The organism is Aquipuribacter sp. SD81 (genome assembly GCF_037153975.1).
GTDB lineage: Bacteria > Actinomycetota > Actinomycetes > Actinomycetales > JBBAYJ01 > Aquipuribacter.
Genome location: NZ_JBBAYJ010000006.1, coordinates 106,139 through 131,498, shown reverse-complemented (window position 1 = coordinate 131,498; position 25,360 = coordinate 106,139). Strand labels below are relative to the sequence as shown.

At 76.4% G+C, this 25,360-nt stretch carries 21 protein-coding genes; 14 read left to right on the top strand and 7 right to left on the bottom strand.

The annotated features are described in order from the left end of the window. Positions 1-19: 19 nt before the first annotated feature. From cobA to WAA21_RS05370, 7 genes are all read left to right on the top strand, one after another. Positions 20-2,053, top strand: a complete 2,034-nt coding sequence (gene cobA, locus WAA21_RS05400; protein ID WP_336921742.1) for a uroporphyrinogen-III C-methyltransferase — start codon at positions 20-22, stop codon at positions 2,051-2,053. 145 nt (positions 2,054-2,198) lie between these two features. Next, complete coding sequence (locus WAA21_RS05395; protein ID WP_336921741.1) at positions 2,199-3,650, top strand: MFS transporter; 1,452 nt, start codon at positions 2,199-2,201, stop codon at positions 3,648-3,650. A gap of 86 nt (positions 3,651-3,736) precedes the next feature. Next, complete coding sequence (locus WAA21_RS05390; protein WP_336921740.1) at positions 3,737-5,842, top strand: molybdopterin oxidoreductase family protein; 2,106 nt, start codon at positions 3,737-3,739, stop codon at positions 5,840-5,842. Then, positions 5,839-7,410, top strand: coding sequence for an FAD-dependent oxidoreductase (locus tag WAA21_RS05385; protein ID WP_336921739.1), 1,572 nt, complete (start codon positions 5,839-5,841; stop codon positions 7,408-7,410). Before WAA21_RS05390 ends, WAA21_RS05385 begins: the two co-directional genes overlap by 4 nt. Next, complete coding sequence (gene nirB, locus WAA21_RS05380; RefSeq protein ID WP_336921738.1) at positions 7,407-10,085, top strand: nitrite reductase large subunit NirB; 2,679 nt, start codon at positions 7,407-7,409, stop codon at positions 10,083-10,085. Before WAA21_RS05385 ends, nirB begins: the two co-directional genes overlap by 4 nt. Further along, complete coding sequence (gene nirD / locus WAA21_RS05375) at positions 10,082-10,480, top strand: nitrite reductase small subunit NirD (RefSeq protein WP_336921737.1); 399 nt, start codon at positions 10,082-10,084, stop codon at positions 10,478-10,480. The genes nirB and nirD overlap by 4 nt, the downstream gene beginning before the upstream one ends. Continuing rightward, complete coding sequence (locus tag WAA21_RS05370) at positions 10,477-11,658, top strand: uroporphyrinogen-III synthase (protein ID WP_336921736.1); 1,182 nt, start codon at positions 10,477-10,479, stop codon at positions 11,656-11,658. The genes nirD and WAA21_RS05370 overlap by 4 nt, the downstream gene beginning before the upstream one ends. On the opposite strand, the gene WAA21_RS05365 is transcribed toward WAA21_RS05370, so the two are convergent. Continuing rightward, positions 11,612-12,394, bottom strand: coding sequence for a DUF4386 domain-containing protein (locus tag WAA21_RS05365; protein ID WP_336921735.1), 783 nt, complete (start codon positions 12,392-12,394; stop codon positions 11,612-11,614). The genes WAA21_RS05370 and WAA21_RS05365 overlap by 47 nt on opposite strands. Continuing rightward, positions 12,391-13,410 carry an NAD-dependent epimerase/dehydratase family protein gene (locus tag WAA21_RS05360; RefSeq protein ID WP_336921734.1) on the bottom strand — a complete coding sequence of 340 codons (1,020 nt, stop codon included), beginning with the start codon at positions 13,408-13,410 and terminating at the stop codon, positions 12,391-12,393. Before WAA21_RS05360 ends, WAA21_RS05365 begins: the two co-directional genes overlap by 4 nt. A 121-nt stretch (positions 13,411-13,531) precedes the next feature. Here WAA21_RS05360 and WAA21_RS05355 point away from each other — a divergent pair, with 121 nt between their 5' ends. Beyond that, entirely contained in the window at positions 13,532-14,269 is a 738-nt protein-coding gene (locus WAA21_RS05355; RefSeq protein ID WP_336921733.1) for a TetR/AcrR family transcriptional regulator, read from the top strand. A gap of 28 nt (positions 14,270-14,297) precedes the next feature. Beyond that, positions 14,298-15,521: a zinc-dependent alcohol dehydrogenase gene (locus WAA21_RS05350; RefSeq protein ID WP_336921785.1), complete on the top strand. Its 1,224-nt coding sequence runs from the start codon at positions 14,298-14,300 to the stop codon at positions 15,519-15,521. A 22-nt stretch (positions 15,522-15,543) separates the two neighbouring features. Here WAA21_RS05350 and WAA21_RS05345 read toward each other — a convergent pair whose 3' ends face one another. From WAA21_RS05345 to WAA21_RS05335, 3 genes are all read right to left on the bottom strand, one after another. Then, positions 15,544-16,722: a molybdopterin-binding protein gene (locus WAA21_RS05345; protein WP_336921732.1), complete on the bottom strand. Its 1,179-nt coding sequence runs from the start codon at positions 16,720-16,722 to the stop codon at positions 15,544-15,546. Continuing rightward, positions 16,719-17,669 carry an NTP transferase domain-containing protein gene (locus tag WAA21_RS05340; RefSeq protein WP_336921731.1) on the bottom strand — a complete coding sequence of 317 codons (951 nt, stop codon included), beginning with the start codon at positions 17,667-17,669 and terminating at the stop codon, positions 16,719-16,721. The genes WAA21_RS05345 and WAA21_RS05340 overlap by 4 nt, the downstream gene beginning before the upstream one ends. A gap of 294 nt (positions 17,670-17,963) precedes the next feature. Beyond that, positions 17,964-18,902: a hypothetical protein gene (locus tag WAA21_RS05335; protein WP_336921730.1), complete on the bottom strand. Its 939-nt coding sequence runs from the start codon at positions 18,900-18,902 to the stop codon at positions 17,964-17,966. A gap of 76 nt (positions 18,903-18,978) precedes the next feature. Here WAA21_RS05335 and WAA21_RS05330 point away from each other — a divergent pair, with 76 nt between their 5' ends. From WAA21_RS05330 to WAA21_RS05310, 5 genes are all read left to right on the top strand, one after another. Continuing rightward, on the top strand, positions 18,979-20,649 hold the full coding sequence (locus WAA21_RS05330; protein ID WP_336921729.1) for a lactate racemase domain-containing protein: 1,671 nt from the start codon (positions 18,979-18,981) through the stop codon (positions 20,647-20,649). After that, positions 20,646-21,590 carry a lysophospholipid acyltransferase family protein gene (locus WAA21_RS05325; RefSeq protein ID WP_336921728.1) on the top strand — a complete coding sequence of 315 codons (945 nt, stop codon included), beginning with the start codon at positions 20,646-20,648 and terminating at the stop codon, positions 21,588-21,590. Before WAA21_RS05330 ends, WAA21_RS05325 begins: the two co-directional genes overlap by 4 nt. 29 nt (positions 21,591-21,619) lie before the next feature. After that, positions 21,620-22,600, top strand: coding sequence for a type I phosphomannose isomerase catalytic subunit (locus WAA21_RS05320; RefSeq protein ID WP_336921727.1), 981 nt, complete (start codon positions 21,620-21,622; stop codon positions 22,598-22,600). 63 nt (positions 22,601-22,663) lie between these two features. Beyond that, positions 22,664-23,782 carry a Brp/Blh family beta-carotene 15,15'-dioxygenase gene (locus WAA21_RS05315; RefSeq protein WP_336921726.1) on the top strand — a complete coding sequence of 373 codons (1,119 nt, stop codon included), beginning with the start codon at positions 22,664-22,666 and terminating at the stop codon, positions 23,780-23,782. Further along, complete coding sequence (locus WAA21_RS05310; RefSeq protein ID WP_336921786.1) at positions 23,694-24,164, top strand: hypothetical protein; 471 nt, start codon at positions 23,694-23,696, stop codon at positions 24,162-24,164. Before WAA21_RS05315 ends, WAA21_RS05310 begins: the two co-directional genes overlap by 89 nt. Here WAA21_RS05310 and WAA21_RS05305 read toward each other — a convergent pair. Together WAA21_RS05305 and pyrE are read right to left on the bottom strand one after the other, a co-directional pair. After that, complete coding sequence (locus WAA21_RS05305) at positions 24,161-24,781, bottom strand: TrmH family RNA methyltransferase (RefSeq protein WP_336921725.1); 621 nt, start codon at positions 24,779-24,781, stop codon at positions 24,161-24,163. The genes WAA21_RS05310 and WAA21_RS05305 overlap by 4 nt on opposite strands. Beyond that, a complete protein-coding gene (gene pyrE / locus WAA21_RS05300) occupies positions 24,778-25,350 on the bottom strand; it encodes an orotate phosphoribosyltransferase (protein WP_336921723.1) in 573 nt (190 codons plus the stop codon). The genes WAA21_RS05305 and pyrE overlap by 4 nt, the downstream gene beginning before the upstream one ends. Between the last annotated feature and the right edge of the window lie 10 nt (positions 25,351-25,360).

Genomic DNA, 25,360 nt, shown 5'->3' with positions numbered 1-25,360 from the left:
TCGTCCTCGGGAGGCCGTGATGCCGACCACGCACAGCACCCACGCCGTCGACGGGACCGAGGGGCTGCCGATCGTGCTCGACCTGCGCGGGCGCGACGTCGTCCTCGTCGGCGGCGGCCCCGTCACCGCCCGACGGCTCTCGGCTCTCGTGGCCGCCGGCGCCCGTGCGCGCGTCGTGGCGCCGGCCCTGTGCGAGGACGTGCTCGAACACACCCGCGCCGGTCGGGCCGCCTGGGTCCCCCGCGGGTACCGCTCGGAGGACCTCGACGGGGCGTGGCTGGTGCACACCGCCACCGGCGACCCGAGCACCGACGCCAGGGTCGCGGCGGACGCCCACGCGAGGCGCGTCTTCTGCGTCGACGCGGCGGACGCGTCACGGGGCTCGGCGCGCACCCCCGCCGTGGTCCGGACCCGAGCACCCGACGACCCGTCGCTGGGGGTCACGGTGGCGGTCCACACCGTGCCCGGCGCGGGCGGCGACCCGGCCAGGGCGGGACGCCTCGCCCGGGCCGTCGCGGACGGGCTCGCGTCCGGTCGCCTGCCCCTGCGACGGCGCCGCGGCGGTCCCGGCCGGGTGGACCTGGTCGGTGGGGGGCCCGGCGACCCGGGGCTCCTGACGACCCGGGGCCGGCAGCTGCTCGCGGCGGCCGACGTCGTCGTCCACGACCAGCTGGCGCCCACCTCGCTGCTCGCCGAGCTGGACGAGGACGTCGTCGTCGTCGACGTCGGCAAGACCGCCGGGCACCACCCCGTCCCCCAGGTGGAGATCAACCGGCTGCTCGTGGAGTACGCCCGGGCGGGCCGCCGGGTGGTGCGGCTCAAGGGCGGCGACCCCTTCGTGCTGGGGCGCGGTGGCGAGGAGGCGCTCGCCTGCCTGGACGCCGGCGTCGAGGTCGCCGTCGTGCCGGGGGTGACCAGCGCGGTGTCCGTGCCGGCGGCGCTCGGCATCCCCGTCACCCACCGGGGCGTGTCCCGCGGCTTCACCGTCGCCTCGGCGCACGACGCCACCGACCTCGACCACCTCCCCACCGAGGGCACGCTCGTGCTGCTGATGGGCATCACGACCCTGGCGGAGACGTGTGCGCGGCTCGTGGCACGGGGGTGGCCCGCTGCCACCCCGGCGGCCGTGTGCGAGGACGGCTTCGGCCCCCGGCAGCGGAGGGTCGTCGGCACGCTCGGGACGCTGCCGTCGCAGGCGCGGGCCGTCGGCGTGCGACCACCCGGCATCGTGGTGGTCGGGGCTGTCGTCGGGCTCGCCGAGCAGCTCGCACCGAGCCCGCCCGCCGCCCCGCCCGCACTGGTGCTCGTGGCGCACGGCAGCCGTGAGCCGCGGTCCCGCGAGGTCAACGAGCGCATCGCGGCGACGCTGCGGGACCGGCTGCCGGGCACCTCGGTCGTCGTCGCGCAGCTGGACCACGCCGGACCCCGCCCGGACGAGGCCCTCGACGCCCTCGCGGTCGCCGGGCACCGCTCCGCCCTGGTCCAGCCGCTGCTCTTCACCCCCGCCTACCACGTGAGCGTCGACCTGCCCGAGGTGCTCGGGCGGTGCCGCGCCGTGCGGTACGGGCTCGCCGTGCGCACCCTCGGCCCCCTCGCCGACCACCCGCTCGTGCTCGACGCCCTCGACCGCCGCCTCCGCGAGCTGGGCCGCGGTCCCGCCGACGCGCTCGTGCTCGCGAGCGCCGGGACGAGCTCGGCGTCGGCCCGGGCGGGCCTCGCCGACCTCGCCCGGGCCTGGGGTCTGCGTCACGGCGTGCCCGCGGTCGCCGCCTTCGCCTCCGCCGCCGAGCCGACACCGGGCGAGGCCGTCGCTGCGCTACGGGCCGAGTGCGGCCGGGACGCACGCGTCGTCGTCGGCTCGTTGTTCCTCGGCCCGGGCTTCCTGCCCGGCCGCGCCCGGACCGGCGCGCTCGAGGCCGGCGCGGTCGCGGTCGCCGAGCCGCTCGCCGACGCCCCGGAGCTCGTGGAGGTCCTCCTCGACCGCTACCGCGGGGCCTGCCTCGACGGCGGCCTGTCGCGGGCGAGTGCTCACATCTCACATCCGGCGGTGTGAACTGTCAGTGCCCCAGGTGTCACGTGCGGTGAGTGAAGGCGAAACCGGCCGTTCCTAGCGTCTCGCCCACCGCACCCGGCCCGGTGGCCCGCCGCCCGCCCCAGCCGGACGGACCACGTCGCCCACACCTGCGAGGAGCACGACGATGACCGCCACCACCGACCGCACCCGCACAGCGCCCCCCACCACGACGACGGCCGCGGGCTCCGGCCCGGTCGTCCGGTTCGGCCGCCGCTGGATCGACGACTACGACGCCGAGGACCGAGAGCTGTGGAACTCCCCCGCGGGGAAGCCGGTCGCCCGGCGCAACCTCGTGTGGTCGATCCTCGCCGAGAACATCGGGTTCAGCGTCTGGCTGCTCATGAGCATCAGCGTGACCTTCCTGCCGGCCGCGGGGTTCGACTTCTCCACCGACCAGCTGTTCTGGCTCGTCTCGACCGCCGGGCTCGTCGGCGCCGCGCTGCGTGTGCCGTACACGTTCATGCCGGCGCTCTTCGGCGGCCGCAACTGGACGGTCGTCAGCGCCCTGCTGCTGCTGATCCCGCTCACGCTCTTCACGGTCGGCGTCGTCGCCCCCGTCACCGCCTACGGCTACTGGCTCCTCGTCGCCGCGACGCTCGGCCTGGGCGGCGGCAACTTCGCCAGCTCGATGGCGAGCATCAGCCACTTCTTCCCCGACCGGGAGAAGGGCTGGGCGCTCGGCCTGAACGCCGCGGGAGGCAACATCGGCGTCGCGGTCGTGCAGTACTTCGTGCCCAAGGTCGTGCTGCTCGCGGGCGTCGCCGTGGTCGGCGGTGCGGTCGGCACCACCGAGGCGGGGCAGGCCCTCTTCCTGCAGAACGCCGCCCTCATGTGGGTGCCGCTGGCGATCGTCGCCGCGCTCGGCGCGTACTTCTTCATGAACAACCTCGGCACCGCCCGGTTCAACTTCCGGGCGCAGGCCGCCGCCGCCACGCGCAAGCAGACCGGCATCATGAGCTTCCTCTACATCGGCACCTTCGGCTCCTTCATCGGCTTCTCGGCGGCCTTCCCGCTGCTGATCAGGAACGAGTTCCCGGACGTCACGCTCGCCAGCTACGCCTTCCTCGGCGCGCTCGTCGGCTCCGTCTCCCGGCCGGTGGGAGGGCTCGTCGCCGACCGGCTCGGCGGCGCCCGCGTCACGTTGTCGACCTTCGTCCTGCAGGCGGTCGCGATCGGGCTCATCCTCGCCTCGCTCGCCGCCGACTCCTTCACCGGCTTCCTGTGGAGCTTCCTGCTCCTGTTCGTGCTCGTCGGCGCGGCCAACGGCTCGACCTACCGGATGATCCCGATCATCTTCCGCGCCGAGGCCGAGGAGAGGGCCAACGAGCGCGGCGAGACCGCCGAGCAGGTCCGGGCGCGCACCCGTCGCGACGCGGCCGCGGCCATCGGCCTCATCTCCGCGGTCGGCGCCTTCGGCGGCGTGTTCATCCCGCGCGGGCTGGCCGAGTCCTACCTCGCCACCGGCGGGGTGACGGCGGCCTTCATCGGCTTCCTCGGCTTCTACGTCGTCTGCGTGGCCGTCACCTGGTGGAACTACATCCGCCCCTCCACGCTCTTCGCCCGCGCCGGCGTCTGAGCCACCCGGGTGGGGCGCCGGGACGCCCGGCGCCCCACCACCGGACAGCCACCCTCACGACCCTGACCGACACCTGGAGGCCCGGGATGACCGACACCCACTGCCCCTACTGCGCCCTGCAGTGCGGGATGCGCGTGACGGCCGTCCCGGGCCCCACCGGCCCGCCCGAGGTGACCGTCGCGCCCCGGGAGTTCCCGACGAACAACGGCGGCCTGTGCGGCAAGGGCTGGAGCGCGGCCGACCTGCTCGCGCACCCCGACCGCCTCACGGCTCCGCTCGTGCGGGCCGTGCCGGGCGACCGCACCAGCGCGTTCGTCCCCACCGACTGGGACACCGCCCTCGACCTCGTCGCCGACGGCATCCGGGCCACGCAGGCGGCGCACGGCCGCGACGGCGTCGCGGTGTTCGGCGGAGGCGGGCTGACCAACGAGAAGGCCTACGCGCTCGGCAAGTTCGCCCGGGTCGCGCTGCGCACCGCGCAGATCGACTACAACGGCCGCTTCTGCATGAGCAGCGCCGCGGGCGCCACCCGGCAGACCCTCGGCGTCGACCGCGGGCTGCCGTTCCCGCTGCCCGACCTGCAGCACGCGGGCGTCGTGCTCCTGCTCGGCTCGAACGTCGCCGAGACCATGCCGCCGTTCGTCTCGCACCTCAACGCCCTCAAGGCCGCCGGGGGGACGCTCGTCGTCGTCGACCCGCGCCGCACGGCGACCGCGGCGCTGGCCGACGTCCACGTGCAGCCGCTGCCGGGCGGCGACCTCGCGGTGCTGCTCGGCGTGCTCCACGTCGTCTTCCGCGACGGCCTCGCCGACGCCGACTACCTCGCCGCACGCGTGGACGGCGTGGACGGCGTCCGCGCCGCCGTGCGGCGCTACTGGCCCGAGCGCGTCGAGCGGATGAGCGGCGTGCCGGCGCGCGAGATCGTCCGGCTGGCGAACCTGCTCGCGCGGCACCGGCCCGCCGCCGGCGGCCGCGGCACCGTGGTCCTCACCGGCCGCGGCAGCGAGCAGCACGCCAAGGGCACCGACACCGTCATCGCCGCGATCGACCTCGCCCTCGCGCTCGGTCTGCCCGGCCGCCCGCACTCGGGCTACGGCTGCATCACCGGCCAGGGCAACGGCCAGGGCGGTCGCGAGCACGGCCTCAAGGCCGACCAGCTGCCCGGCTACCGGGCCATCACCGACCCCGTCGCGCGGGCCCACGTCGCGGGCGTCTGGGGCGTCGACGCCGACTCGCTGCCCGGCGCCGGGCTGTCGGCGTACGAGCAGCTGGCGGCGCTCGGCACCCCCGGCGGGCCGCGGGCGCTGCTCGTCGCCGGCTCCAACCCCGTCGTGAGCGCACCCAACGCCGACCTCGTCACGCAGCGGCTGAGGAGCCTCGACCTGCTCGTCGTCACCGACCTGTTCCTGTCGGAGACGGCCGCGCTCGCCGACGCCGTGCTCCCCACGACCATGTGGGCCGAGGAGACCGGCACCATGACGAACCTCGAGGGCCGGGTCGTCCTGCGCCGGGCCGCGGTGGCCGCCCCGTCAGGGGTCCGCAGCGACCTGGAGGTCCTCTCGGGCCTGGCCGACCGGCTCGGGGCCGGCGTCGACTTCCCCGCCGACGCCTTCGTCACCGACGCCGAGGCCGTCTTCGACGAGCTGCGCAAGGCGAGCGGCGGCGGCGCGGCGGACTACGGCCACATCACGCACGCGAGCGCCGGTGACGGCGGCACGTTCTGGGGGAGCCCGCGCATGTTCACCGACGCGTTCCCCACCCCCGACGGCCGCGCCGCCATGAAGGTCGTGCACCACCGCGACGTCGTCGAGGACGTCGACGACGACTTCCCGTGGCTGCTCACTACCGGGCGGGTGCTCGCCCAGTACCAGTCGGGCACGCAGACCCGGCGGACACGCGCGCTGCACGACGCCGCCCCGCGCGCATTCGTCGAGGTCCACCCCGTGCTCGCCGAGGCCCACGGCATCGGCGACGGCGACCTCGTCACGCTCACCAGCCGCCACGGCACGGCGACGGCGCCCGCGCGGCTGTCCGTCGACATCCGGCCCGACACCGTCTTCATGCCCTTCCACTACGCCGGGACCGAGCGCGCGAACTCGCTCACGTCCCCGGCGCTGGACCCGACCAGCCGCATGCCCGAGTTCAAGGCGTGCGCCGTCCGGCTCACCCGCTCCCAGGAGGTCGCACCGTGAGCGTGCCCGTCCAGACCGCACGGCCCGGCCGCCGCGAGCGGCTCGTCGTGATCGGCAACGGCATGGCCGGGTCCCGCCTGGCCGAGGAGGTGCTGGCCCGCGACACCGCAGGCCGCTGGCACGTCACGGTCGTCGGCGACGAGCCGGTCGAGGCGTACAACCGCATCCAGCTGTCCGCCGTGCTCGCGGGCCACCACGACGTCGCCGACCTCACCCTGGCTCCCGTCGGCGCGCTCGCCGAGGCCGGCGCCGACGTGCTGACCGGGCTGCTGGTCTCGCGCGTGCACCGCAGCACCCGGACGGTCCACCTGTCCGACGGCAGCACGCTGGCTTACGACCGCCTCGTCCTGGCGACCGGCAGCGCCCCGGTCCTGCCGCCGATCCCCGGCCTGCTGCGCGTCGACCCGGAGCGTCCCGAGGGGCTGCCCGGGCTGCACCCGCAGGCCTTCGCCTTCCGGACCCTGGCCGACTGCGAGGGGCTGCTCGACGCGGCGAGCACCGCGCGACGCGCGGTCGTCGTCGGGGGCGGCCTGCTGGGGCTCGAGGCCGCGCGCGGGCTCACCGAGCGCGGCGTGGCCGTCGAGGTCGTCCAGATGGCCGGGTGGCTCATGAACGGCCAGCTCGACCCTGACGCGGGCGAGGTGCTCCGGCGCACCCTCGCCCGGCGGGGCATCACGACCTACCTCGGCACGCGCGCCACGCAGCTCGTGAGCGACCGGCGCACCGGCCGGCTGCGGGGCGTCCGGCTCGCCGACGGCCACGTGCTCGACTGCGACCTCATCGTGTTCGCCGCCGGGGTGCGCGCCAACCAGCGCCTGGCCCGGGAGGCCCGGCTCGCCACGGCCCGCGGCGTCCTCGTCGACGAGACGCTCACCAGCCCCGACGACCCGCGCGTGCACGCCGTCGGCGACTGCGCCGAGGTCGTCCGGCCCGACGGCACGCACGTCGTCTCCGGCCTCGTCGCGCCGGCGTGGGAGCAGGCGGACACCCTTGCCCGGACCCTGACCGCGCCGGACGGCAGCGCGGTCCCGGCTCGGTGGCGCGCGGGCCGGGTCGTCACGCGGCTCAAGGCCAGCGGCGTCGACCTCGCGGCCATGGGGGAGGTGCAGGCCGCGCCCGCCGACTCCGACGGCGACACCGAGGTGCTCGTGTTCAGCGACTGGGCACGCGGCGTCTACACCAAGATCGTGCTGCGCGGCGGCCGGGTCGCCGGCGGCATCCTGCTCGGCGACACCTCGAGCGTCGGCGCGCTGACGACGGCGTTCGACCGCGGCAGCCCCGTCCCGCCCGACCGCCGGTTTCTGCTCTTCACCCCGCGCTACGCGAGCGCCGCCGCGGCCCCCGTCGCCGAGCTCGCCGACGACGCGACCGTCTGCCACTGCAACCAGGTACCGGCCGGTCGCATCCGCGACGCGGTCCGCTGCGGCGCGCACGACGTGGCGGCCGTCGCCGCGTGCACCCGGGCCAGCACGGGGTGCGGTTCGTGCGCGGGCGACGTCCGCGCCCTCATCGCGTCCCTGCTCGACGACGTCGAGGCAGCACCCGACACCGAGAGGAGCCCGGCATGAGCGACACCCGGCACCCGGACACCCCTGGCACGCTGGACGGCAGCACGCACCGCGTGGTCGTCGTCGGCCACGGCATGGTGGGCCACAGGTACGCCGTCGAGCTCGACGAGGCCCTGCGCTCCGCCGGGCTGAGAGCGCGCGTGAGCATCACGGTCTGCGGCGAGGAGCGGCAGGCGGCCTACGACCGCGTCGGCATGTCGTCGTTCTTCGACGGCAGGACCGCCGAGCAGATGAGCCTCGTCGAGGCCGGCTGGGTCGAGGCGAGCGAGGTCGACGTGCGCCTCGCCGACCCCGTCACGACGATCGACCGTGACGCGCGCACGGTCACGACCGCCGCGAGGCACGTCGTGCCCTACGACACGCTCGTGCTCGCGACCGGGTCGAGCTGCGTCGTGCCGCCCGTACCCGGTCACGACGCCCCGGGGGCCTTCGGCTACCGCACGATCGACGACCTCGAGCGCATGCAGGCGTGGGCCGACGGCAGGGGCACGGGCGTCGTGCTCGGCGGCGGCCTGCTCGGGCTCGAGGCCGCGCAGGCGCTGCAGCACCTGGGCCTCGAGGTGCACGTGCTCCAGAAGGGCCCGCGCCTCATGCCCGCCCAGCTCGACGTCGGCGGCGGCTCCATGCTGCGCCGGCACGTCGAGGGCCTCGGCATGCACGTGCACCTCGACGCCGACACCACGCGGATCCGCACGGGCGCGGACGGCGCCGTGGCCGCGGTCGAGCTCGCGGACGGCACACGCATCGACACCGACGTCGTCGTGTTCTCCCCCGGCATCCGCCCACGTGACGAGCTCGCCCGTGCCTGCGGCCTCGTCGTCGGACCCCGCGGCGGGGTCGTGGTCGACGAGCACTGCCGGACCGCCGACCCCGCGGTGTTCGCCGTCGGGGAGTGCGCGCTCGCGCGGGACGCCGTCTGGGGCCTGGTCGCACCGGGCTACGCCATGGCCAAGGTCGCCGTCGCGCACCTCGTCGCGGCGCTCGTGGGCGACCCGGCGCCCGAGGTGGCCTTCCTCGGCGCGGACATGTCGACGGCGCTCAAGTGCACGGGGGTCGACGTCGCGAGCGTCGGGCGGCACACCCTCGACGACCCCGACGTCCTCGAGCTCGTGTGGAACGACCCGTCGCGCAAGGTCTACAAGAAGCTCCTCCTGCGCGAGTCCACGGGCGAGGTGCTCGGCGCCGTGCTCGTCGGCGACGCCGAGGCCTACCCGCTGCTGAAGTCGCTCGCCTCGGCGGGTGCGCCGCTGCCGGGCCCACCGGAGTCCGTGCTCTTCCCGGGCGCCGGTGACGGGCCCGCGGTCGCCGGACCCGCGGGGCTGCCGGACGCGACCGTCGTCTGCTCGTGCCACGACGTGACGAAGCGCTCCATCTGCGACGCGGTCCACTCCGGCGCGCACGACGTGCCCGCGGTCAAGGGCTGCACGAAGGCCGGGACCGGCTGCGGCTCGTGCGTGCCGATGCTCGCGCAGCTCGTCGACGCCGAGCTCGGGAAGCTGGGCGTCCAGGTCGACCGTTCGCTGTGCGAGCACTTCGCCCTCACGCGGCGCGAGCTGTACGACGTCATCCGCGCGCGCGCCTACACGACGTTCACCGAGACCGTCACGGGCGTCGGCACCGGGCGCGGCTGCGACATCTGCAAGCCCGTCGTCGCCTCGGTCCTCGCCACCCTGGCGCCTGCGCACGTGCTCGACGGCGAGAACGCGGCCCTGCAGGACACCAACGACCACGTGATGGCGAACATGCAGAAGAACGGCACGTACTCCGTCGTGCCGCGCATGCCCGGCGGTGAGGTCACGCCCGCGGGCCTCATCGTCATCGGTGAGGTGGCGCGCGACTTCGGCCTCTACACCAAGCTCACGGGCGGGCAGCGCATCGACATGTTCGGCGCGCGGCTGGAGGAGCTGCCCGCGATCTGGCGCCGCCTCGTCGACGCGGGCTTCGAGTCCGGGCACGCCTACGGCAAGAGCCTCCGGACCGTGAAGTCGTGCGTGGGCTCGGACTGGTGCCGGTACGGCGTGCAGGACTCCACCGGCCTCGCGGTCGCCCTCGAGCTGCGGTACCGCGGCCTGCGCAGCCCGCACAAGCTCAAGTCGGCGGTCTCCGGCTGCGCGCGGGAGTGCGCCGAGGCGCAGAGCAAGGACTTCGGGGTCATCGCCACCGAGGCCGGCTGGAACCTGTACGTCGGCGGCAACGGCGGCATGCGACCGCGCCACGGGGACGTGCTCGTCAAGGACGTCTCGACCGAGGACCTCATCCGCTACGTCGACCGGTACCTCATGTTCTACGTCCGCACCGCCGACCGGCTGCAGCGCACGAGCACGTGGCTGGACTCCCTCGACGACCCCGACAGCGGGCTGTCGGGCGTGGCGTACCTGCGTCACGTCGTCGTCGACGACGCCCTGGGACTCGGCGCCGAGCTGGAGGCGGACATGGCCCGCCACGTCGACGGCTACGCCGACGAGTGGGCCGCGACGCTGGCGGACCCGGACCGGCTGTCGAGGTTCCTGTCGTTCGTTAACGCCCCCGAAACCACCGACGACTCGATCCGCTTCACGATGGAACGGGGCCAGATCCGTCCCGCGACGGAGGCGGAGGTCGCGGCCGGGACCGCCCTCCCCCCGCGCGGCGCCCGACGCGTGTCGCTCGGCATCCCGGAGGTGATGAGCCGATGAGCACCACGATCGAGCACCACGTCACGATGGCGACCGAGGAGGACGGCTGGGTAGACGTGTGCCCGCTCAGGCGGCTGCTGCCCGAGCGCGGCGACGCCGCCCTCGTCGGCGGCGTGCAGGTCGCGCTCTTCCGGCTGCACGACGGGACCGTGCGCGCCGTCGGCAACCGCGACCCGTTCTCCGGGGCCAACGTCCTGGCGCGGGGCATCGTCGGAACGCGCGATGGGACCGACGTCGTCGCCTCTCCGCTGTACAAGCAGCACTTCGACCTGTGGACCGGGGTGTGCCAGGAGGACGCCGACGCGAGGATCCCCGTCCACGAGGTGCGTGTCGTCGACGGCCGCGTCCTCGTGCGGCTCGCGCCCGACACCCGACCGGGAGCGCTTCCCGCATGAGCGCCGACGCAGGTCCTGCGACGTACTCCGAGCCGCCACCGTTCGGTGGCGAGGGCTCCGGGGCCGTCCGGCCGCTCGAGGGCTACGTGGTGGGCATCACGGCGGACCGTCGTCGGGCCGAGCTCGCCACGCTGCTGGAGCGCAAGGGCGCGCGGACCATGACCGGCACCGCGATCCGCCTGGTCCCGCTGGCCGACGACCGCGACCTGCTGCAGGCCACGCAGGCGCTCGTCGCGGACGCACCGACCCACGTCGTCGTCACGACGGGGATCGGCTTCCGGGGCTGGACCGAGGCGGCCGACGGCTGGGGCCTCGGGGACCGGCTGCGCGAGACGCTGTCGCGGGCGCGCATCCTCGCGCGCGGACCCAAGTCGACCGGCGCGATCCGTGCCAACGACCTGCGCGAGGAGTGGTCGGCCGTCTCGGAGTCCTCCGGGGAGGTCCTCGAGCGGCTGCTGCAGGAGGACCTCACCCGGGCCCGGGTGGCCGTTCAGCTGCACGGCGAGCCGCTGCCCTTCCTCACGCAGGCGCTCCGCGCCGCCGGGGCGCAGGTCGTCGAGGTGCCGGTGTACCGCTGGACGCTGCCGGAGGACGTAGCGGGGCTGGACGCCCTCGTCCAGGCCGCTGCGGCCGGCAACGTGGACGCCATCACCTTCACCTCCGCCCCCGCCGTCCTCGCGACGCTCGAACGGGCCACCGCCCTCGACGTCGGCGACCGTGTGCTGGCGCGCCTGCGGAGCCGGTCCGTGCTCGCGTGCTGCGTCGGGCCCGTCACCGCCGGGCCTCTCGTGGACCGCGACGTCCCCACCGTGCAGCCGCCCCGCTCCCGCCTCGGCGCGATGGTCCGCCACCTCGGCGAGGCCCTCCCGGAGCGGGACAGCCACCCGCTGTTCGTCGGCGGGCACAGGCTCGTCGTGCTCGGCACCGGGGTGCGGCTCGACGGCCGCTGGCGCGACGTCCGCCCCACCCAGCTCGCCGTGCTGCGTGCGCTGTGCCAGCGCCCGGGCCACGTGCTGTCGCGCGCCCAGCTCGCCGAGGCGCTGCCCGGGTGCGGCGACGAGCACGCGGTCGAGATGGCGGTGGCGCGGCTCCGGGGCTCCCTCGGGGACTCGCGCATGGTCCAGACCGTGGTCAAGCGGGGGTACCGGCTGGCCTACGACCCGAGCGCGTCGTACTAGGAGCCTCCGCCGGTGGCCCGACGCGGCGCAGCGCGAGCAGCACCCCGAGCGCGAGCAGCCACAGGTACCAGGCCGTGTAGACGTTGAGGCTCCAGAACTCGAGCGTGGGCTGACCGAACGCGGTCGCGACCGGGACGAGGACCGCCCAGGCGACCGACAGCGCGACACCGACGACGGCGAACCACCGCGGCAGGCCGCGGGCGCGCAGCACGAACAGCGACACCCCGACGGCCCAGATGCCCTGCAGCAGCCAGCCCAGGTGCTCGCCCAGGGCGCCGCCGGCGTAGCCGTTGACGAGGTCGTACACCGCCGCGGTGGCCGCCAGGTCGGCCTCGCCGGCCGCGGGGTCGGTCCACCGGTCGGCCAGACCCGGGACGGTGATGGGCCAGCGGACCCAGCCGAGCATCTGGGCGAAGGCACCGAGCACGCCGAAGGCCGTGATGGCACGGGCCGCCGTCTGGCCGCGGGTCAGGCCGTCCTGGACACCGACCGCGGCGGGGATGAGGACGAGGCTCGAGAGGAGGAACACGTAGAAGCCGGCGCGGACCCACTGCTCGGCCTCGACGAAGGCGTCGAGGGCGCTCGTGCCGGGCTCGTCGAGCACCGCGGGCCAGCCGAACTGCGTGCCGAGGATCGCGTAGCCGACCAGCGACAGCACGCCCGAGGCGGCGAGGAGACCGCCGGTGACGGGCAGGCGCCGGGCGGCGGGCAGGTGCCGGGTGACCGGGCCGCTCACGCCGCCACCTCGTCCGTGCTCGTGGCCGGGACGCGCGCCGCGGCGACCATGCGGGCGACGGCCGCGTCCGAGGGCTCGGGCGTCAGGCCGAGCGCGTCGCGGGTGGCCCGGTCGTCGAGGACGAACGGGGCCGTGAACTGGTAGAGCGTGCCGCGCAGCTCCCGCAGCACCGGCGAGAACCAGCCGGCGACGCGCAGGGCCGTCGGGCCGGTCCCGACGACGCGCGGCAGGGGGACGCCGGCCGCGGCGGCGAGGTCGGCGAGCACCTCGCGCTGCGTGCGCGGCGGGTTGCTCGGCACGTGCCAGACCCTCCCGTGCGTGCCCGGGTCGTCGGCGACGGCGACGAGGGTGCGCGCGGTGTCGCCGGTGGTCGTCCAGGAGTGCGGCTGGTCGGGATCGCCGATCACCCGCAGCGTCCGGCCGCGCAGCAGGTCCGGCAGCAGCCGGTGCACCGCGGACTGGTCGTGGGCGTCGAGGTAGTCGCTCGCGCGGACCTCGACGACGCGGACCCGGCCGGCGTCGTGCGCCGCCTTCGCCCCGGCCCACATCCGCGCCCGGACGAGGCCCTTGCTGTCGGTCGCCCCGACGGGCAGGTCCGGGGTCATCGGCACGTCGACCGGGCCGTAGGGGTAGAGGTTGCTGACCGTCGCGAGGACGGCGCCGACGGCCTCGGCCGCCCCGAGCAGCGACGCCGCGACGGGCGGCCAGTCGGTGCTCCAGCGGTGGTACGCGGGGTTCACGCAGTTGTGGACGGCGACGGCGCGGTCGTCGGGGTGCCCGCTCCCGGCGACGACGTCGGCGAGGGCGGCGGCGTCGCCCGCGTCGAGGGCGACGCGCTCGACGGCGGGGTGCTCCGGGCCGGTGCCGGAGCGGGTGACGACGGTGACGCGGTCGCCGCGGCCGGCGAGCAGGCGGGCGACAGCCGTGCCGACGGTGCCGGCGCCGACGACGACGTGCCGGGCGCCCGCGGGGCGCGGGGAGAGGTGGGGCGAGGGGAACGGGGCCGGGGTTGTCATGGTGGTCTCCTGTGTGAGCGGTGCTCTCTACAGGGAGCAGTGAACACCTGGCATGCGCGTTCAGGCAAGAGCAGTGCTCACATTCGTGTGCAGCGCTCGCACGTGTGGTTCGATGGGCCGCATGACGCCGCCGACGACGACCGCCGAGGGGGTGCGGGCCCGGGCCCGCACGGAGATGCGCCAGGCGATCCTCGACACCGCGCGGGCGCACCTGGTCGAGCAGGGGGCGACGGGGTTGTCGCTGCGGGCGGTCGCGCGCGACGTCGGCATGGTGTCCTCGGCGCTGTACCGCTACTTCGAGAACCGGGACGCGCTGCTGACCGCGCTCATCATCGAGGCCTACGACTCGCTCGGGGAGGCCGCCGAGCGGGCCGAGGCCCGCGTCGACCGCGACGACCTGGAGGGGCGGTGGCTGGCGGTCGCGACGACGGTGCGCGGCTGGGCGCTCGCGCACCCGCACCAGTACGCGCTCGTCTACGGCTCGCCGGTCCCGGGCTACCGCGCGCCGCAGGACACCATCGGGCCGGCGACCCGTGTGGCCGCCCTGCTCGCGGGGCTGCTGCGCGACATCGCCGGCGGCGACGACGGCGCCGACGCCGCCGGCGGTCCCGCCGCGGGAGCCGGCACCGAGCCCCCGGCGGACGCGGTCGCCGCCGTCGCCCCTATGCGCGCCTTCCTCGGCGAGCAGGTGCCCGCGGACCTCGCGCTGCGAGGCCTGCTGGCGTGGACGGCCGTGTTCGGTCTCGTGTCGTTCGAGCTCTTCGGCCAGCTGCACAACGTCGTGGAGCCGGACGGCCGGGAGGCGGTGTTCGAGGCGGAGGCACGCCGGCTGGCCCGCCAGGTGCTCGTGACGGGCTGAGCGGCAGGGCTGGTTGGATGGCGCCGTGATGCTGGCGCTGGAGCTGTTCCGCTCGGTCCCCCGCTACGCCGCGGCCCGGGCCGTGAGCGCGGTCGGCAGCGTCCCGGGGCTCCTCATCGGCCCGATGGCCCCGGTGCGGCTCGTGACGACCAGCGAGCCGGAGGTGCGCCACGACGGCTGGGCCCAGGTGAAGGTGCACCTCAGCGGCATCTGCGGGTCCGACCTCGGCGCCGTGACGGGCTCCACCTCGCTGTACTTCGCGGCGGTGTCGTCGATGCCGTGCGTGCCGGGCCACGAGCTCGTCGGCACCCTCACCGAGGACTGCGAGGACCTGCCCGCCGGCACGCGCGTGGTCGTCGACCCCGTGCTCGCGTGCGCCGCCCGCGGGCTCGAGCCGTGCGAGCAGTGCGCGGCCGGGCACACCAACCGCTGCGACCGCGTGACGGTCGGGCACCTGAAGCCCGGGCTGCAGACCGGCTACTGCCGCTCCACGGGCGGCGGCTGGGGCGAGCGCCTCGTCGCGCACCGCTCGCAGCTGCACGCCGTCCCGGACGACCTGCCCGACGAGCGGGCGGTGCTCGTCGAGCCGCTCGCGTGCGCGGTGCGCCTCGCCGAGCGTGCCGCGGTGCGCGAGGGCCAGACGGTCCTCGTCTCCGGTGCGGGGGCCGTCGGGCTCTTCGCGACGCTCGCGCTGCGCGAGCTGACCCCGGCGGGGCGCATCGTCGTGGTCGCGAAGCACGGTGCGCAGGCCGCCCTGGCCCGACGCCTCGGTGCGACCGACGTCGTCGAGCCCGGCGAGGCGCTGCGCGGCGTCCGGCGGCTCACGCAGGCGCTGACGGTCCGCACGTCCCTGCCGGGCCTGGCGGCGCGCCAGGACCAGGAGTTCCTCCTCGGTGGCGTGGACGTGGCCGTGGACGCCGTGGGCTCCGCCGCGTCGCTCGACCTCGCGCTGCGGGCCACCCGGGCGGGCGGCCGGGTCGTCGTGTCGGGCATGCCGGGGCGCGGCGCCGACCTCAGCCCCGCGTGGTTCCGCGAGCTCGAGGTCGTCGGCACGTACGCCTCCGCCGGGGACGCCTTCCCCACCGCGCTGCGCCTCGCGGCCACCGCTCCGCTCGGGGACGGGGTCGGTGGCGAGGGCGACGTGCTCGGCGCCGTCTACCCGCTGCACCGCTGGCGCGAGGCGCTGGACCACGCCTCGAGCGCCGGTCGCCTCGGCACGGTCAAGGTGGCCTTCGACCCGCGCCAGCGCTGAGCCCGGGGGTCGGCCGGGGCCCTCACACCGGCAGCGGCAGCCACCGCGCGGCCCCGCCTGCGCCGACGACGACGAGGCCGTCGCACGCGGCGAGCCCCCGCAGCATGCCGGCCCTCGCGTGCGCGAGGGGTCGCGCCGCTCCCGTCGCGAGGTCGAGCGCGGCGGGCAGCGCGCACGGCCACGGGCCGGCCGGGACCTCGCCCGCGAGGCGCACGGGCGAGAGGTCGGCCACGGGCGCTCCGAGCCAGCCGGCCAGCAGCGGTCCGGCGAGCAGCACCGTCGCGAGGACGGCCCCCGCGGGCTCCCCCGGCAGGCCCACCACGACGGGACCGTCCGGCACGGCCGCGAGCAGCGCGCTGCCACCGGGCCGCACGTCGAGCCCGTCGACGACCACGTGCGCCCCGACCTGCCCGAGCACGCGCCGCAGGTGGTCCCCGCGGCCGCGGCCCGTGCCGCCGGACACGACGACGACGTCGACGGTCGAGCGGTACGGACCCGACAGGACGTCCGCGAGCGCGTCCGGGTCGTCGCCGAGGCGGCTCGTGCGCGCGAGGTCGTGCCCGAGGTCGGCGCCGAGCGCGACCAGGAGGTCCGGCAGAACGTGCGTGAGCGAGTCGCGGGTGCGCGCCGGGCGCGACGGACCGGTCCCGACCAGGCCCTCACCGGTGACGAGCAGCGCCGTCCTCGGCGGCACGACGACGTGGACGGCGTCGACGCCGGCGGCCGCGGCGAGCCCCAGCGCCAGCGGGCGCAGCACCGTGCCGCGCGGCAGCACGACCTCGCCGGCCGCCATCTCCTGACCACGCGGCCGGACGTGGTCGCGCCCCGTCGAGCGCCCGAGCGTGAGCACGGGGACGTCGCTCGCCTCGCGCGACACCGAGCCGTCGACGTCGCGGACGACCCGGTCCGCACCGCGCGGCAGGGGGGCGCCCGTCACGACGACGGTCGCGGCTCCCGGCGGGAGCACGTCGCCGACGACCTCGGCCGCCCCGAGCACCCGCCACGGGCCGGCACCCGCTACGGCCCAGCCGTCGACCGCGGCCACGTCGACGGGCGGGACGGCCCCGGCGGCCCGCACCTCGACGGCGAGCACGCGCCCGTGGGCCCGCTCGAGCGCGACGGGCACGTGCCGCGGCACACGGGCCGTGCCGAGCGCCCGCGCCGCCTCGCGCGCGTCGTCGAGCCCGACGGGACCGGTCACCGACCGGGGTCGGCGTCACCCCGGGCGTCGCGGTGCTCGCCGAGGGCCTCCTCCAGCTCCGCGCGCAGCGCCGCGAGGTCGCCGGAACGGGGCGCGTCGCTCCCGGCGCCGCGGGCCGCGAGCGCGACCCCGAGCAGGAACGTCGTGAGCGGCGCCGCCGGCCGCGCGACGGTGTGCGCGGCGTCCTTGGCGACGTCGAGCACCTCGGCCACGAGCCGCTCCGGGTCGTCGAGCAGGTCGGTGAGCTGGGGCTCCAGGCCCCACCGCGCGGCGAGGCCGACCGTCCAGGCGTCGAGGTGCGCGCGGCTCAGCTGTTCGGGGGTGTCCACGTCCGCCAGCCTGCCCGACAGCGCGGCGCCCGTCGCGGCCGTCCACGTCAGCCGGGCCGCCACGGCCTTCAGGCCCGGGCCCCGCGGCGCCGCCCCGCGCGCCCCGCGCACGACGGGCCGCTCGCGGAGCGCCGCGGCCACAGCCGCGCGCAGCGCACCCGCGCGGTAGGCGGCGAGCAGCCACTGCGCCCGCCCGTCGCCGTCGACCGGGACCACGGCGTCCCACGCGCGCGCCGGTCCGGCAGGGCGGCCCACCGCCTCGGCGTCGGCCGCTGCGGCCACGAGCTGGGCGTGCAGCGCGCGCACCGCCGCCCCGTCGACCCGCGGCAGGTCCGCGGCCAGCACGACGACCTCGGGGGCGGTCGTGAGCGCCAGGCCCGCGGCCAGCCCGGCCACCGGGCCGCTGCCGGCCGGGTCCTCCCTCGTGAGCACGACCTCGACCCCCGGCGGTGCCGTGGCGGGCGGTCGCGGCCCGACCACCACCACGCGGTCGGCGCCACCCGCGGCCAGTGCGGCGACGGCCCGGTCGAGCAGGGCGCGACCCCCGACCCGGAGCGCTGTCTTGTCGGCGCCGCCCATCCGGCGCGACGCGCCGCCCGCGAGCACGATGCCGTCCACGTCCTCAGTCTGTCCGCAGTCCGCCCACCGTCGTGCGCCCTCGCTTCCCCCTGCCTCCCGTCCCCTCCCTCCCGCCCCCTCCCTCCGCACGGTCGGCGACCGCGCCCACGGACCGGCCGCACCGTCGGCGACCGCGCCCCCGCGCCCGGAGGAACCGGGAGGGGGGTGCGCGCGCTCATGACGCGGGCTGGGTCCCGCCCGTCGACACGCCGACGAGACCGCCCAGGAGCCAGCTCTCGTCCGGTCGCGACGAGTGCTGGCTCCCCGCGGCCCCGACCGGCGTGTCGCACCCGCTCAGCCAGCCCGCGTCCAGAGCGCCCGGACCCCCTCCCCCTGCTCCAGCGCCGTGAGCGCCCGCCCACGCCGGACCGCCGCGCCGACGCTGCGGACGATGTCGCCGCGCCGGTTGAGCACGACGTCGGGGACGTCGACGATCTGCCAGCCGGCGAGGCCGCCGAAGCGGAGCACGTTGTCGTGCAGCACCTGGTGCGCCCACTGCCGCACGAGCGGGAACCGCACGAGCCGCACCCCGACGCGCCACGCGGGCCACGCCAGGCCGAACCGGGCGAGGACGGTGCCGTCGTCGTGCTCCACCTCGTAGCCGACGGCGGTCGGCCGCAGCCCGGCCCTCAGCAGGACGGCGCGCAGGCGGCTCTCGTCGACGCCCCACGAGCGGCGGTCGACGCGCTCCAGCGCCCAGCGGGCCGCCACCGCCCCGCGGCCCCGTCGCCGGTGGGCGAGCCCGTCGGACAGGTGCTCCGGCTCCACGAGGCCCGCCCGCCACGCCGCGTCCGCCACGACGAGCAGCTCCACAGGGGTCGCGCCGTCCCCCGCGAGGTCGAGCCAGGTGCGCGCGACCGGGGTGACGGGCAGGGCGACGGGCAGGACGACGGGTGGGGCGATGAGGCCGGCCGGTCCGGGGGCGGCGGCACGGAGGTCGCTCCGCTCCACCAGCCGGGAGCGGTGCGCGACGACGCCGCGTCGTGCCGGCGCGTTGCTGCCGTGCGTGACCGTCACGTGGACGACGTCGAGCGACCGGAGCGGCACCGGCAGCCCGTGCAGCGCGGCGGCGGTCCAGTGGCTGAGCGTCGCCCGGGGCACCCGCGACAGGAGGCGGTCGGCACGCTGGCGGAGCCGGTGCAGCGCGGCGACGTCCGGGCCCCAGTCGTCGTCCCGCGCGTCGTCCGGGTCGCCGTCCCGGTCGTCTGGGTCGTCGTAGGGCCCGGTCTCCACGCGCCCCATCGTGCGTGCACGGCCCAGGCCCCCGGGGCGTGCCGGCACATCTGTGGACGATGGTTGGATACCCCGCATGACCCGTCCCGGATTCGTGCTCGAGGTCGACGACCGGACCCCGCCGCTCGTGGTCCACGAGGGCGAGGGGTTCCGGCTCGAGCGCTTCCCGCGCGGTACGCGCGTCGTGTACCCGCCGGAGAGCCTGCCCGCGGTCCCGGACGTCGACGCCGCCATCCAGGAGGCCCTGCACCACCCCCTCGAGAGCGAGCCGCTGCCGGCCCTGCTCCGGGCGGGCATGCGGCTGACGATCGCCTTCGACGACATCTCCATCCCGCTGCCGCCGATGCGCTCCCCCGACATCCGCCAGCGGATCATCGAGGCCGTCCTCGAGCTCGCCGCGCAGGCCGGTGTCGACGACGTCGAGCTGGTGAGCGCCAACGCCCTGCACCGCCGGCTGACCGCCGACGAGCTCAAGCACATCGTGGGCGAGCGGGTGTTCCGCAGCTTCTTCCCGCAGGGGGCGCTGTACAACTTCGACGCCGAGGACAAGGACAACATCACCCACCTCGGGGAGACCCGGCACGGGGAGTCCGTCGACCTCCACAAGCGGTCGGCGGAGTCCGACCTGCTCGTCTACGTCAACGTCAACCTCGTGGCGATGGACGGCGGGCACAAGTCCGTCGCCATCGGGCTCGCGCCGTACTCGAGCCTGCGGCACCACCACAACAGCCACACCATGGTCCAGAGCCGCTCGTTCATGGACCACAAGAAGTCGGCCCTGCACTCGAGCGCGTGGCGCATGGGCACGGTCGTCGCGGAGCACGTCAAGGTGTTCCAGATCGAGACGACTCTCAACAACACGATCTTCCCCGACGCGTACTCGTTCCTGCAGAAGCGCGAGTGGGAGTGGAACATCGCCGACCAGGCCCGCTTCGTCGGGGTCCGGCGCGGGCTCGCCGTCGCGCCGAAGCGGCTGCGCCACCGCGCGTTCCACGGCATCCGCTCCGAGTACGGCCTCACGGGCGTGCGCGCGGGCGAGGTCGAGGCCGTCCACGAGGCGACGATCGCCGCCGTGCACCGCCAGCAGCTCGTCCCGGTGCAGGGGCAGAGCGACGTCATGGTCCTCGGGGTGCCGTTCGTCGGGCCCTACAACGTCGACTCCGTGATGAACCCGGTCCTCGCCGCGTGCATGGGGCTCGGCTACTACTTCAACTCCTACCGGGGCGCGCCCGTGGTCCGTCCCGGCGGAGCGGTGATCCTCTACCACCCGGTCGAGCCGGAGTTCCACCAGCTGCACCACCCGAGCTACGTCGACTTCTTCGAGGAGGTCCTCTCGACCTCCACGGAGCCGGCCGTCATCGAGAAGCAGTTCGAGGAGCGGTACGCCACCGACCCCTGGTACGTGCACCTGTACCGGACGAGCCACGCCTACCACGGCGTCCACCCGTTCTACATGTGGTACTGGATCGCCCACGCGCTCGACCACCTCGGCGGCGGCCGCAACGTCGTGTGGGTCGGCGGCGACCGGAAGGCGTGCGCGCGCATGGGCTTCCGCGCCGCCTCCACGCTGCAGGACGCCCTCGAGATGGTGTCCGACACGGTCGGGCCCGACCCGTCGATCACGTACCTGCACAACCCGCCGCACCTCGTCGCCGACGTGAGCGTCCCCGACCTCGCGGCGGCGGGCGGCACGGTGGGCTCCACGGTGGGTGGCACGGCGGGCGGCGCCTCGGGCGCGTCGGCGTGAGCCGTCCGGCCATGACGCCGTGGCGCTTCGTTCGCGACGGCTACCACGACGTCCGCACCGTCGCGCGCGGCTGGCGCTGGGGCGTCGGCCGCCGGGCCCTCGTGCCGCGCTCGGCCGAGCCGTACGTGCCCGCGCGCTCCACACGCGTGTTCCCGACACGCTGGGCGCGCGGGCCGCTCGCGCGCGCGGTCCGCGAGGTCGCGCTCGGCGTCGGCATGAACGGCCTGCTCCGCTCGCAGGTGAGCGTCCGTGCCCACGGCCTCGACGTGCTCGACCGCGTCGAGGGGCCGGTCGTGTTCGTGGCGAACCACTCCAGCCACGTCGACACGCCCCTCATCCTCAACACGCTGCCCCCGCGCTGGCGCCGGCGCACCGCGGTCGCCGCGGCCGCCGACTACTTCTTCGACACGTGGTGGCGCGCGGCCGGCTCCGCCCTGCTGTTCAACACGTTCCCGATCGAGCGCCGCGGTGGCTCGCTGTCGAACACGCCGGGCTACCTGCTGCGCGACGGCTGGTCGGTCGTCGTGTACCCCGAGGGCACCCGCTCCCGCGACGGGTGGACGCAGCCGTTCAAGCTCGGCGCGGCCTTCATGGCCTCCAGCGCGCAGGTGCCCGTCGTGCCGCTCGCGCTGCGCGGCACGTTCAACGCCATGCCGCACGAGCAGGGCTGGCCGAGCCCGGGCCGCCCGCCCGTGAGCATCCGCTACGGCGAGCCGCTGCTGCCGCGCGAGGGCGAGGGACCGCGCGAGCTCGCGAAGCGGATCGAGGCGGCGATGGCCGCGCTCGTCGACGAGGACTCCGCGTCGTGGTTCGACGCCAGGCGACGGGCGGCCACCGGCGGCTCCGCGCCCACGAGCGGGCCCGACGTCGCCCGCTGGCGCCGGGTGTGGGCCACCAGCCGGCCACCGGCGCAGCGCGGCCGTCGCACCGTGTGGCGCTGAGCCGGCCCGCCGGCTGACAGGCTGGCCCCGTGGAGCACCTCGCACCCCTGCTGCTGACCCCCGTGCTCGTCGAGAAGCCGTGGGGCGGCCGGCGGCTCGGTGACCTCGGTCGTGACCTGCCGCCGGACGCGGCCGTGGGCGAGTCGTGGGACGTCGTCGACCTCGACGGGTCCGCGACGTCGCAGCCGTCGCCGGTCAGCCGCGTCGCGCACGGGCCCTACGAGGACCTCACGCTCACCGAGCTCGTCCGGGAGCACCGTGAGGCGGTCCTGGGCCGCACCCGCGCGACCGAGGACGACCGGTTCCCGCTGCTGTTCAAGCACCTCGACGCCCGCGAGCCGCTGTCGGTGCAGGTGCACCCGACGCCGTCCGTCCTCGCCGACCTGCCGGGCGCCCGGCTCAAGACGGAGTCGTGGGTCGTCGTGGCCGCGGACCCGGGCGCGGAGCTCATGCTCGGCCTCGTGCCCGGGACCACGCCGGAGCAGGTCGAGGCCGCGCTCGGGACCCCGGCCCTGCCGCCGCTGCTGCGCCGCGTCCCCGCACGGGTCGGCGCCGTCCACCACGTGCCGGCCGGCCTCGTGCACGCCCTCGGCGGGGGCGTGGTCGTCGCCGAGCCGCAGACCCCGAGCGACACGACGTACCGGCTGTACGACTGGACCGAGGAGCTGGGACGCGCCCCGCGCGAGACCCACGTGCACGAGGCCATGACGTGCCTGCGCGCCGCGTGGGACCTCAACCTCGACCCGCCCGCCGCGGCGCCGGCCGGTGACGGGCTGCTGGTGGACACCGACGCCTACCGCATCGCGCGGCACACCGCCCCCCTCGGCGGTCGCGTGCACCAGCCGCAGCGGCTGCACCCGCGGGTCGTCGTCGTCGTCACCGGCGCCCTGGGCCACGGGCTGCTGCCGGCACCGCTCGGGCCGGGCGGGGTCGTGCTGCTGCCCGCGGCGTGGGGCGGCACCCTCGACGCCGCGCGCGGCACGACCTACCTCGAGGTCGACGTCCTCTGACGCGCCTCCGGGCGGGGAATGCGGGGTTTTGACCCGTCCGGCCCGCCGCCGGAGGCTGGCCGGGTGGGACCCGGACCGCCGCTCGTCGCCGACTCCCGGGTGACGAGGGTCGGCCTCGTCGCCGCGGCGGCGGCGGTGCTGCTGTCGCTCGCGACCGCCCCGCTCGGGGAACCGGCGAGGACGACGCTCGCGGCGATGGTCACGCTCGTGCTGCTCGCGGCCGGCGTGCCCCACGGGGCGCTGGACCACCTCGTGCTGCTCGGCACGAGGCCGGGTGGCACGCGGCGGCGGGGGCCGCTGGCGGGCCCGCGGGCCTCCTTCGTCGTGCCCTACGTCGCGCTCGCCCTCGTGGCGCTGGCGGGATACCTCGCCGCGCCCCGGGTCGGCTTCGCGCTCTTCCTCGCCCTGAGCGTCGTGCACTTCGCGGCCGGCGAGGCGGGTGTCGCGGTCGAGCGGGGGCTCGCGCGGTCGTGGCGCGACCCGCGCGCGTGGGCCGCGTCGGTCGGCGGGTCGGTCGTCGTCGTCCTGCCGCTGGCCTCGCCCGAGGCGGGCGCGGCCCTCGGCGCGGTGGACGGGCGCCTCGACCCCGTGCTGCGGCCGCTGCCGGCACTGGCCCTCGGCCTCACCGCCGTCGCGGTGGCGGCGCTGGCGGCGTGCGCGGTGGCCCGCCTGCGCGGCGACCGGGCCGCGGGTGTCGTCGGCGCGGAGGTGGCCGCGCTCCTCGCCCTCGCCGTGCTCGCGCACCCGCTGCTCGCCTTCGGGGCGTTCTTCGCGGCCTGGCACTCGCTGCGCCACCAGGCCCGCCTCGCGCAGCTGCTCCGCGGGCCGACGGGCGCGCCCCGGCCCGGCTGCGAGGGCCGGCCGGTGCGCGAGGTGCTCGTCTCGGCCCGGCTCGGGCTGCCCGCCACCGCCGGCGTGCTGGCCGTCGCCGTGCTGCTGCGGTCCACCGGCGCGAGCGCGCTCGGCGGGCTGCTCGCGGTCGTGTGGGCCCTCACGGTGCCGCACGCGGTCGCCGTGGCGTGGCTCGAGGCGCACGCCGGCCGCCGTGCGACGGCGAGGGAACCGTCGGGCCCGTCCGGCGCGTCCAACGGCCATGACACCGACCCGCCCGCCCGGCCGCGCGCGCCTGGGCGCTCCCCTGCTCCTGGTCCCGCTGCTCCTCACGGCGTGCGGCACGGCTGAGGACGAGGTCCCCGCGACCGGCGGCGCCGGCGGCGCGTGCCTGTCGGGCGCGACCGTGTGCGCCGACATCCCCACCGGCACCGGCGGCGTCGAGTCGCTGCCCGACGGCAGCGTCGCCGTCGCCGACGTGGCCGCGACGCCGATCGACGGGCCCTTCGTCATGAGCGGCTTCTGGCTCGACGACGGCACCGGTCCCCGGCTGTGCGAGGCGCTCGCGGAGTCCTTCCCGCCGCAGTGCGGGGGCGCCTCGGTGCCGCTCGACCTGCGGGGCGCGGCCGCGCCGGACGGCCTGCAGCAGGAGGGGGAGGTGCAGTGGTCCGAGGAGCCGACCTCCGTCGAGGGGCAGGTCGTCGACGGCGTCTTCGTCGTGGGCTCGCCCTAGGCCTCATCCGGGTCACGGCGCAGCGACGGGCCCTGCACCTGCTGGTCGAAGACCCAGCGGCGGACCCAGGCGTGCATGACGACGGCTGCGGCCGCGCCGACGTTGACCGAGCGCGTGGAGCCGAACTGGCTCACCTCGACGACGCGGTCGCAGCCGGCCAGCGCCTCCGCGGACAGGCCCGGGCCCTCCGCGCCGAACAGCAGGACGCACTCCCGCGGTAGCTCATCGGTCTCCAGCGGCACAGCGCCGGGGACGTTGTCGACGCCGACGACGGGCAGGCCGTGCGCGCGCGCCCACCCGTGCAGCGCGGCGGCGTCGGGCTGGTGGCGCACGTCGAGGTAGCGGTCGGTGACCATCGCCCCGCGCCGGTTCCAGCGCCGCCGGCCGACGACGTGCACGGCCCTGGCGCCGAAGGCGTTGGCGCTGCGGACGACCGAGCCGATGTTGAAGTCGTGCGCGAGGTTCTCCACGGCGACGTGGAACGGGTGCGACCGTGCGGCGAGGTCCGCGCGGATCGCCTCGACGCTCCAGCCGCGGTACCGGTCGACGACGTTGCGCCGGTCGGTGGCCGGGTCGGGGGCGACGGAGTCGTCGGACGGCTCCGGGCCCTCGCTCACGTCAGCCCGAGGTCCCCGAGGTCGAGCGCGGAACGGTAGAGCAGGCCGGCGGCCGCGACCCGGTCGGCGGCACCCGTGCCGCGGTCGACGATCGTGGCCACGGCGACGACGTCGGCCCCCGCCTCGCGCAGCGCCTCGACGGCGGTGAGGACCGACTCCCCCGTCGTCGAGGTGTCCTCCACCGCGAGCACCCGCCGACCGGCGACGTCCGGGCCCTCGATGCGCCGCTGCAGCCCGTGCGCCTTGCCCGCCTTGCGCACGACGAAGGCGTCGAGACGCCGGCCCCGGGCCGCGGCCGCGTGCAGCATGGCCGTCGCGACCGGGTCCGCGCCGAGCGTGAGGCCACCGACCGCGTCGACGTCGAGGTCGGCGACGAGGTCGAGCATGACCTCGCCGACGAGCGGGGCCACCTCCCCGTCGAGGGTGACCCGGCGCAGGTCGACGTAGTACGGCGCGACCCTGCCCGAGGCGAGCGTCACCTCGCCGTGCACGACGGCCCGCTCGACGACGAGCGCGGCGAGGCGCGCGCGGGCGTCGCCGTCACCGGCGGCGGCTGCGGGAGCCGGCATGGGTCCTCCT

Coding starts and splice junctions, on each gene's coding strand:
- cobA (WP_336921742.1), top strand. CDS start 20: ATGCCGACCACGCACAGCACCCACGCCGTCGACGGGACCGAGGGGCTG.
- WAA21_RS05395 (WP_336921741.1), top strand. CDS start 2,199: ATGACCGCCACCACCGACCGCACCCGCACAGCGCCCCCCACCACGACG.
- WAA21_RS05390 (WP_336921740.1), top strand. CDS start 3,737: ATGACCGACACCCACTGCCCCTACTGCGCCCTGCAGTGCGGGATGCGC.
- nirB (WP_336921738.1), top strand. CDS start 7,407: ATGAGCGACACCCGGCACCCGGACACCCCTGGCACGCTGGACGGCAGC.
- nirD (WP_336921737.1), top strand. CDS start 10,082: ATGAGCACCACGATCGAGCACCACGTCACGATGGCGACCGAGGAGGAC.
- WAA21_RS05370 (WP_336921736.1), top strand. CDS start 10,477: ATGAGCGCCGACGCAGGTCCTGCGACGTACTCCGAGCCGCCACCGTTC.
- WAA21_RS05360 (WP_336921734.1), bottom strand. CDS start 13,410: ATGACAACCCCGGCCCCGTTCCCCTCGCCCCACCTCTCCCCGCGCCCC.
- WAA21_RS05355 (WP_336921733.1), top strand. CDS start 13,532: ATGACGCCGCCGACGACGACCGCCGAGGGGGTGCGGGCCCGGGCCCGC.
- WAA21_RS05350 (WP_336921785.1), top strand. CDS start 14,298: ATGCTGGCGCTGGAGCTGTTCCGCTCGGTCCCCCGCTACGCCGCGGCC.
- WAA21_RS05330 (WP_336921729.1), top strand. CDS start 18,979: ATGACCCGTCCCGGATTCGTGCTCGAGGTCGACGACCGGACCCCGCCG.
- WAA21_RS05310 (WP_336921786.1), top strand. CDS start 23,694: ATGACACCGACCCGCCCGCCCGGCCGCGCGCGCCTGGGCGCTCCCCTG.
- pyrE (WP_336921723.1), bottom strand. CDS start 25,350: ATGCCGGCTCCCGCAGCCGCCGCCGGTGACGGCGACGCCCGCGCGCGC.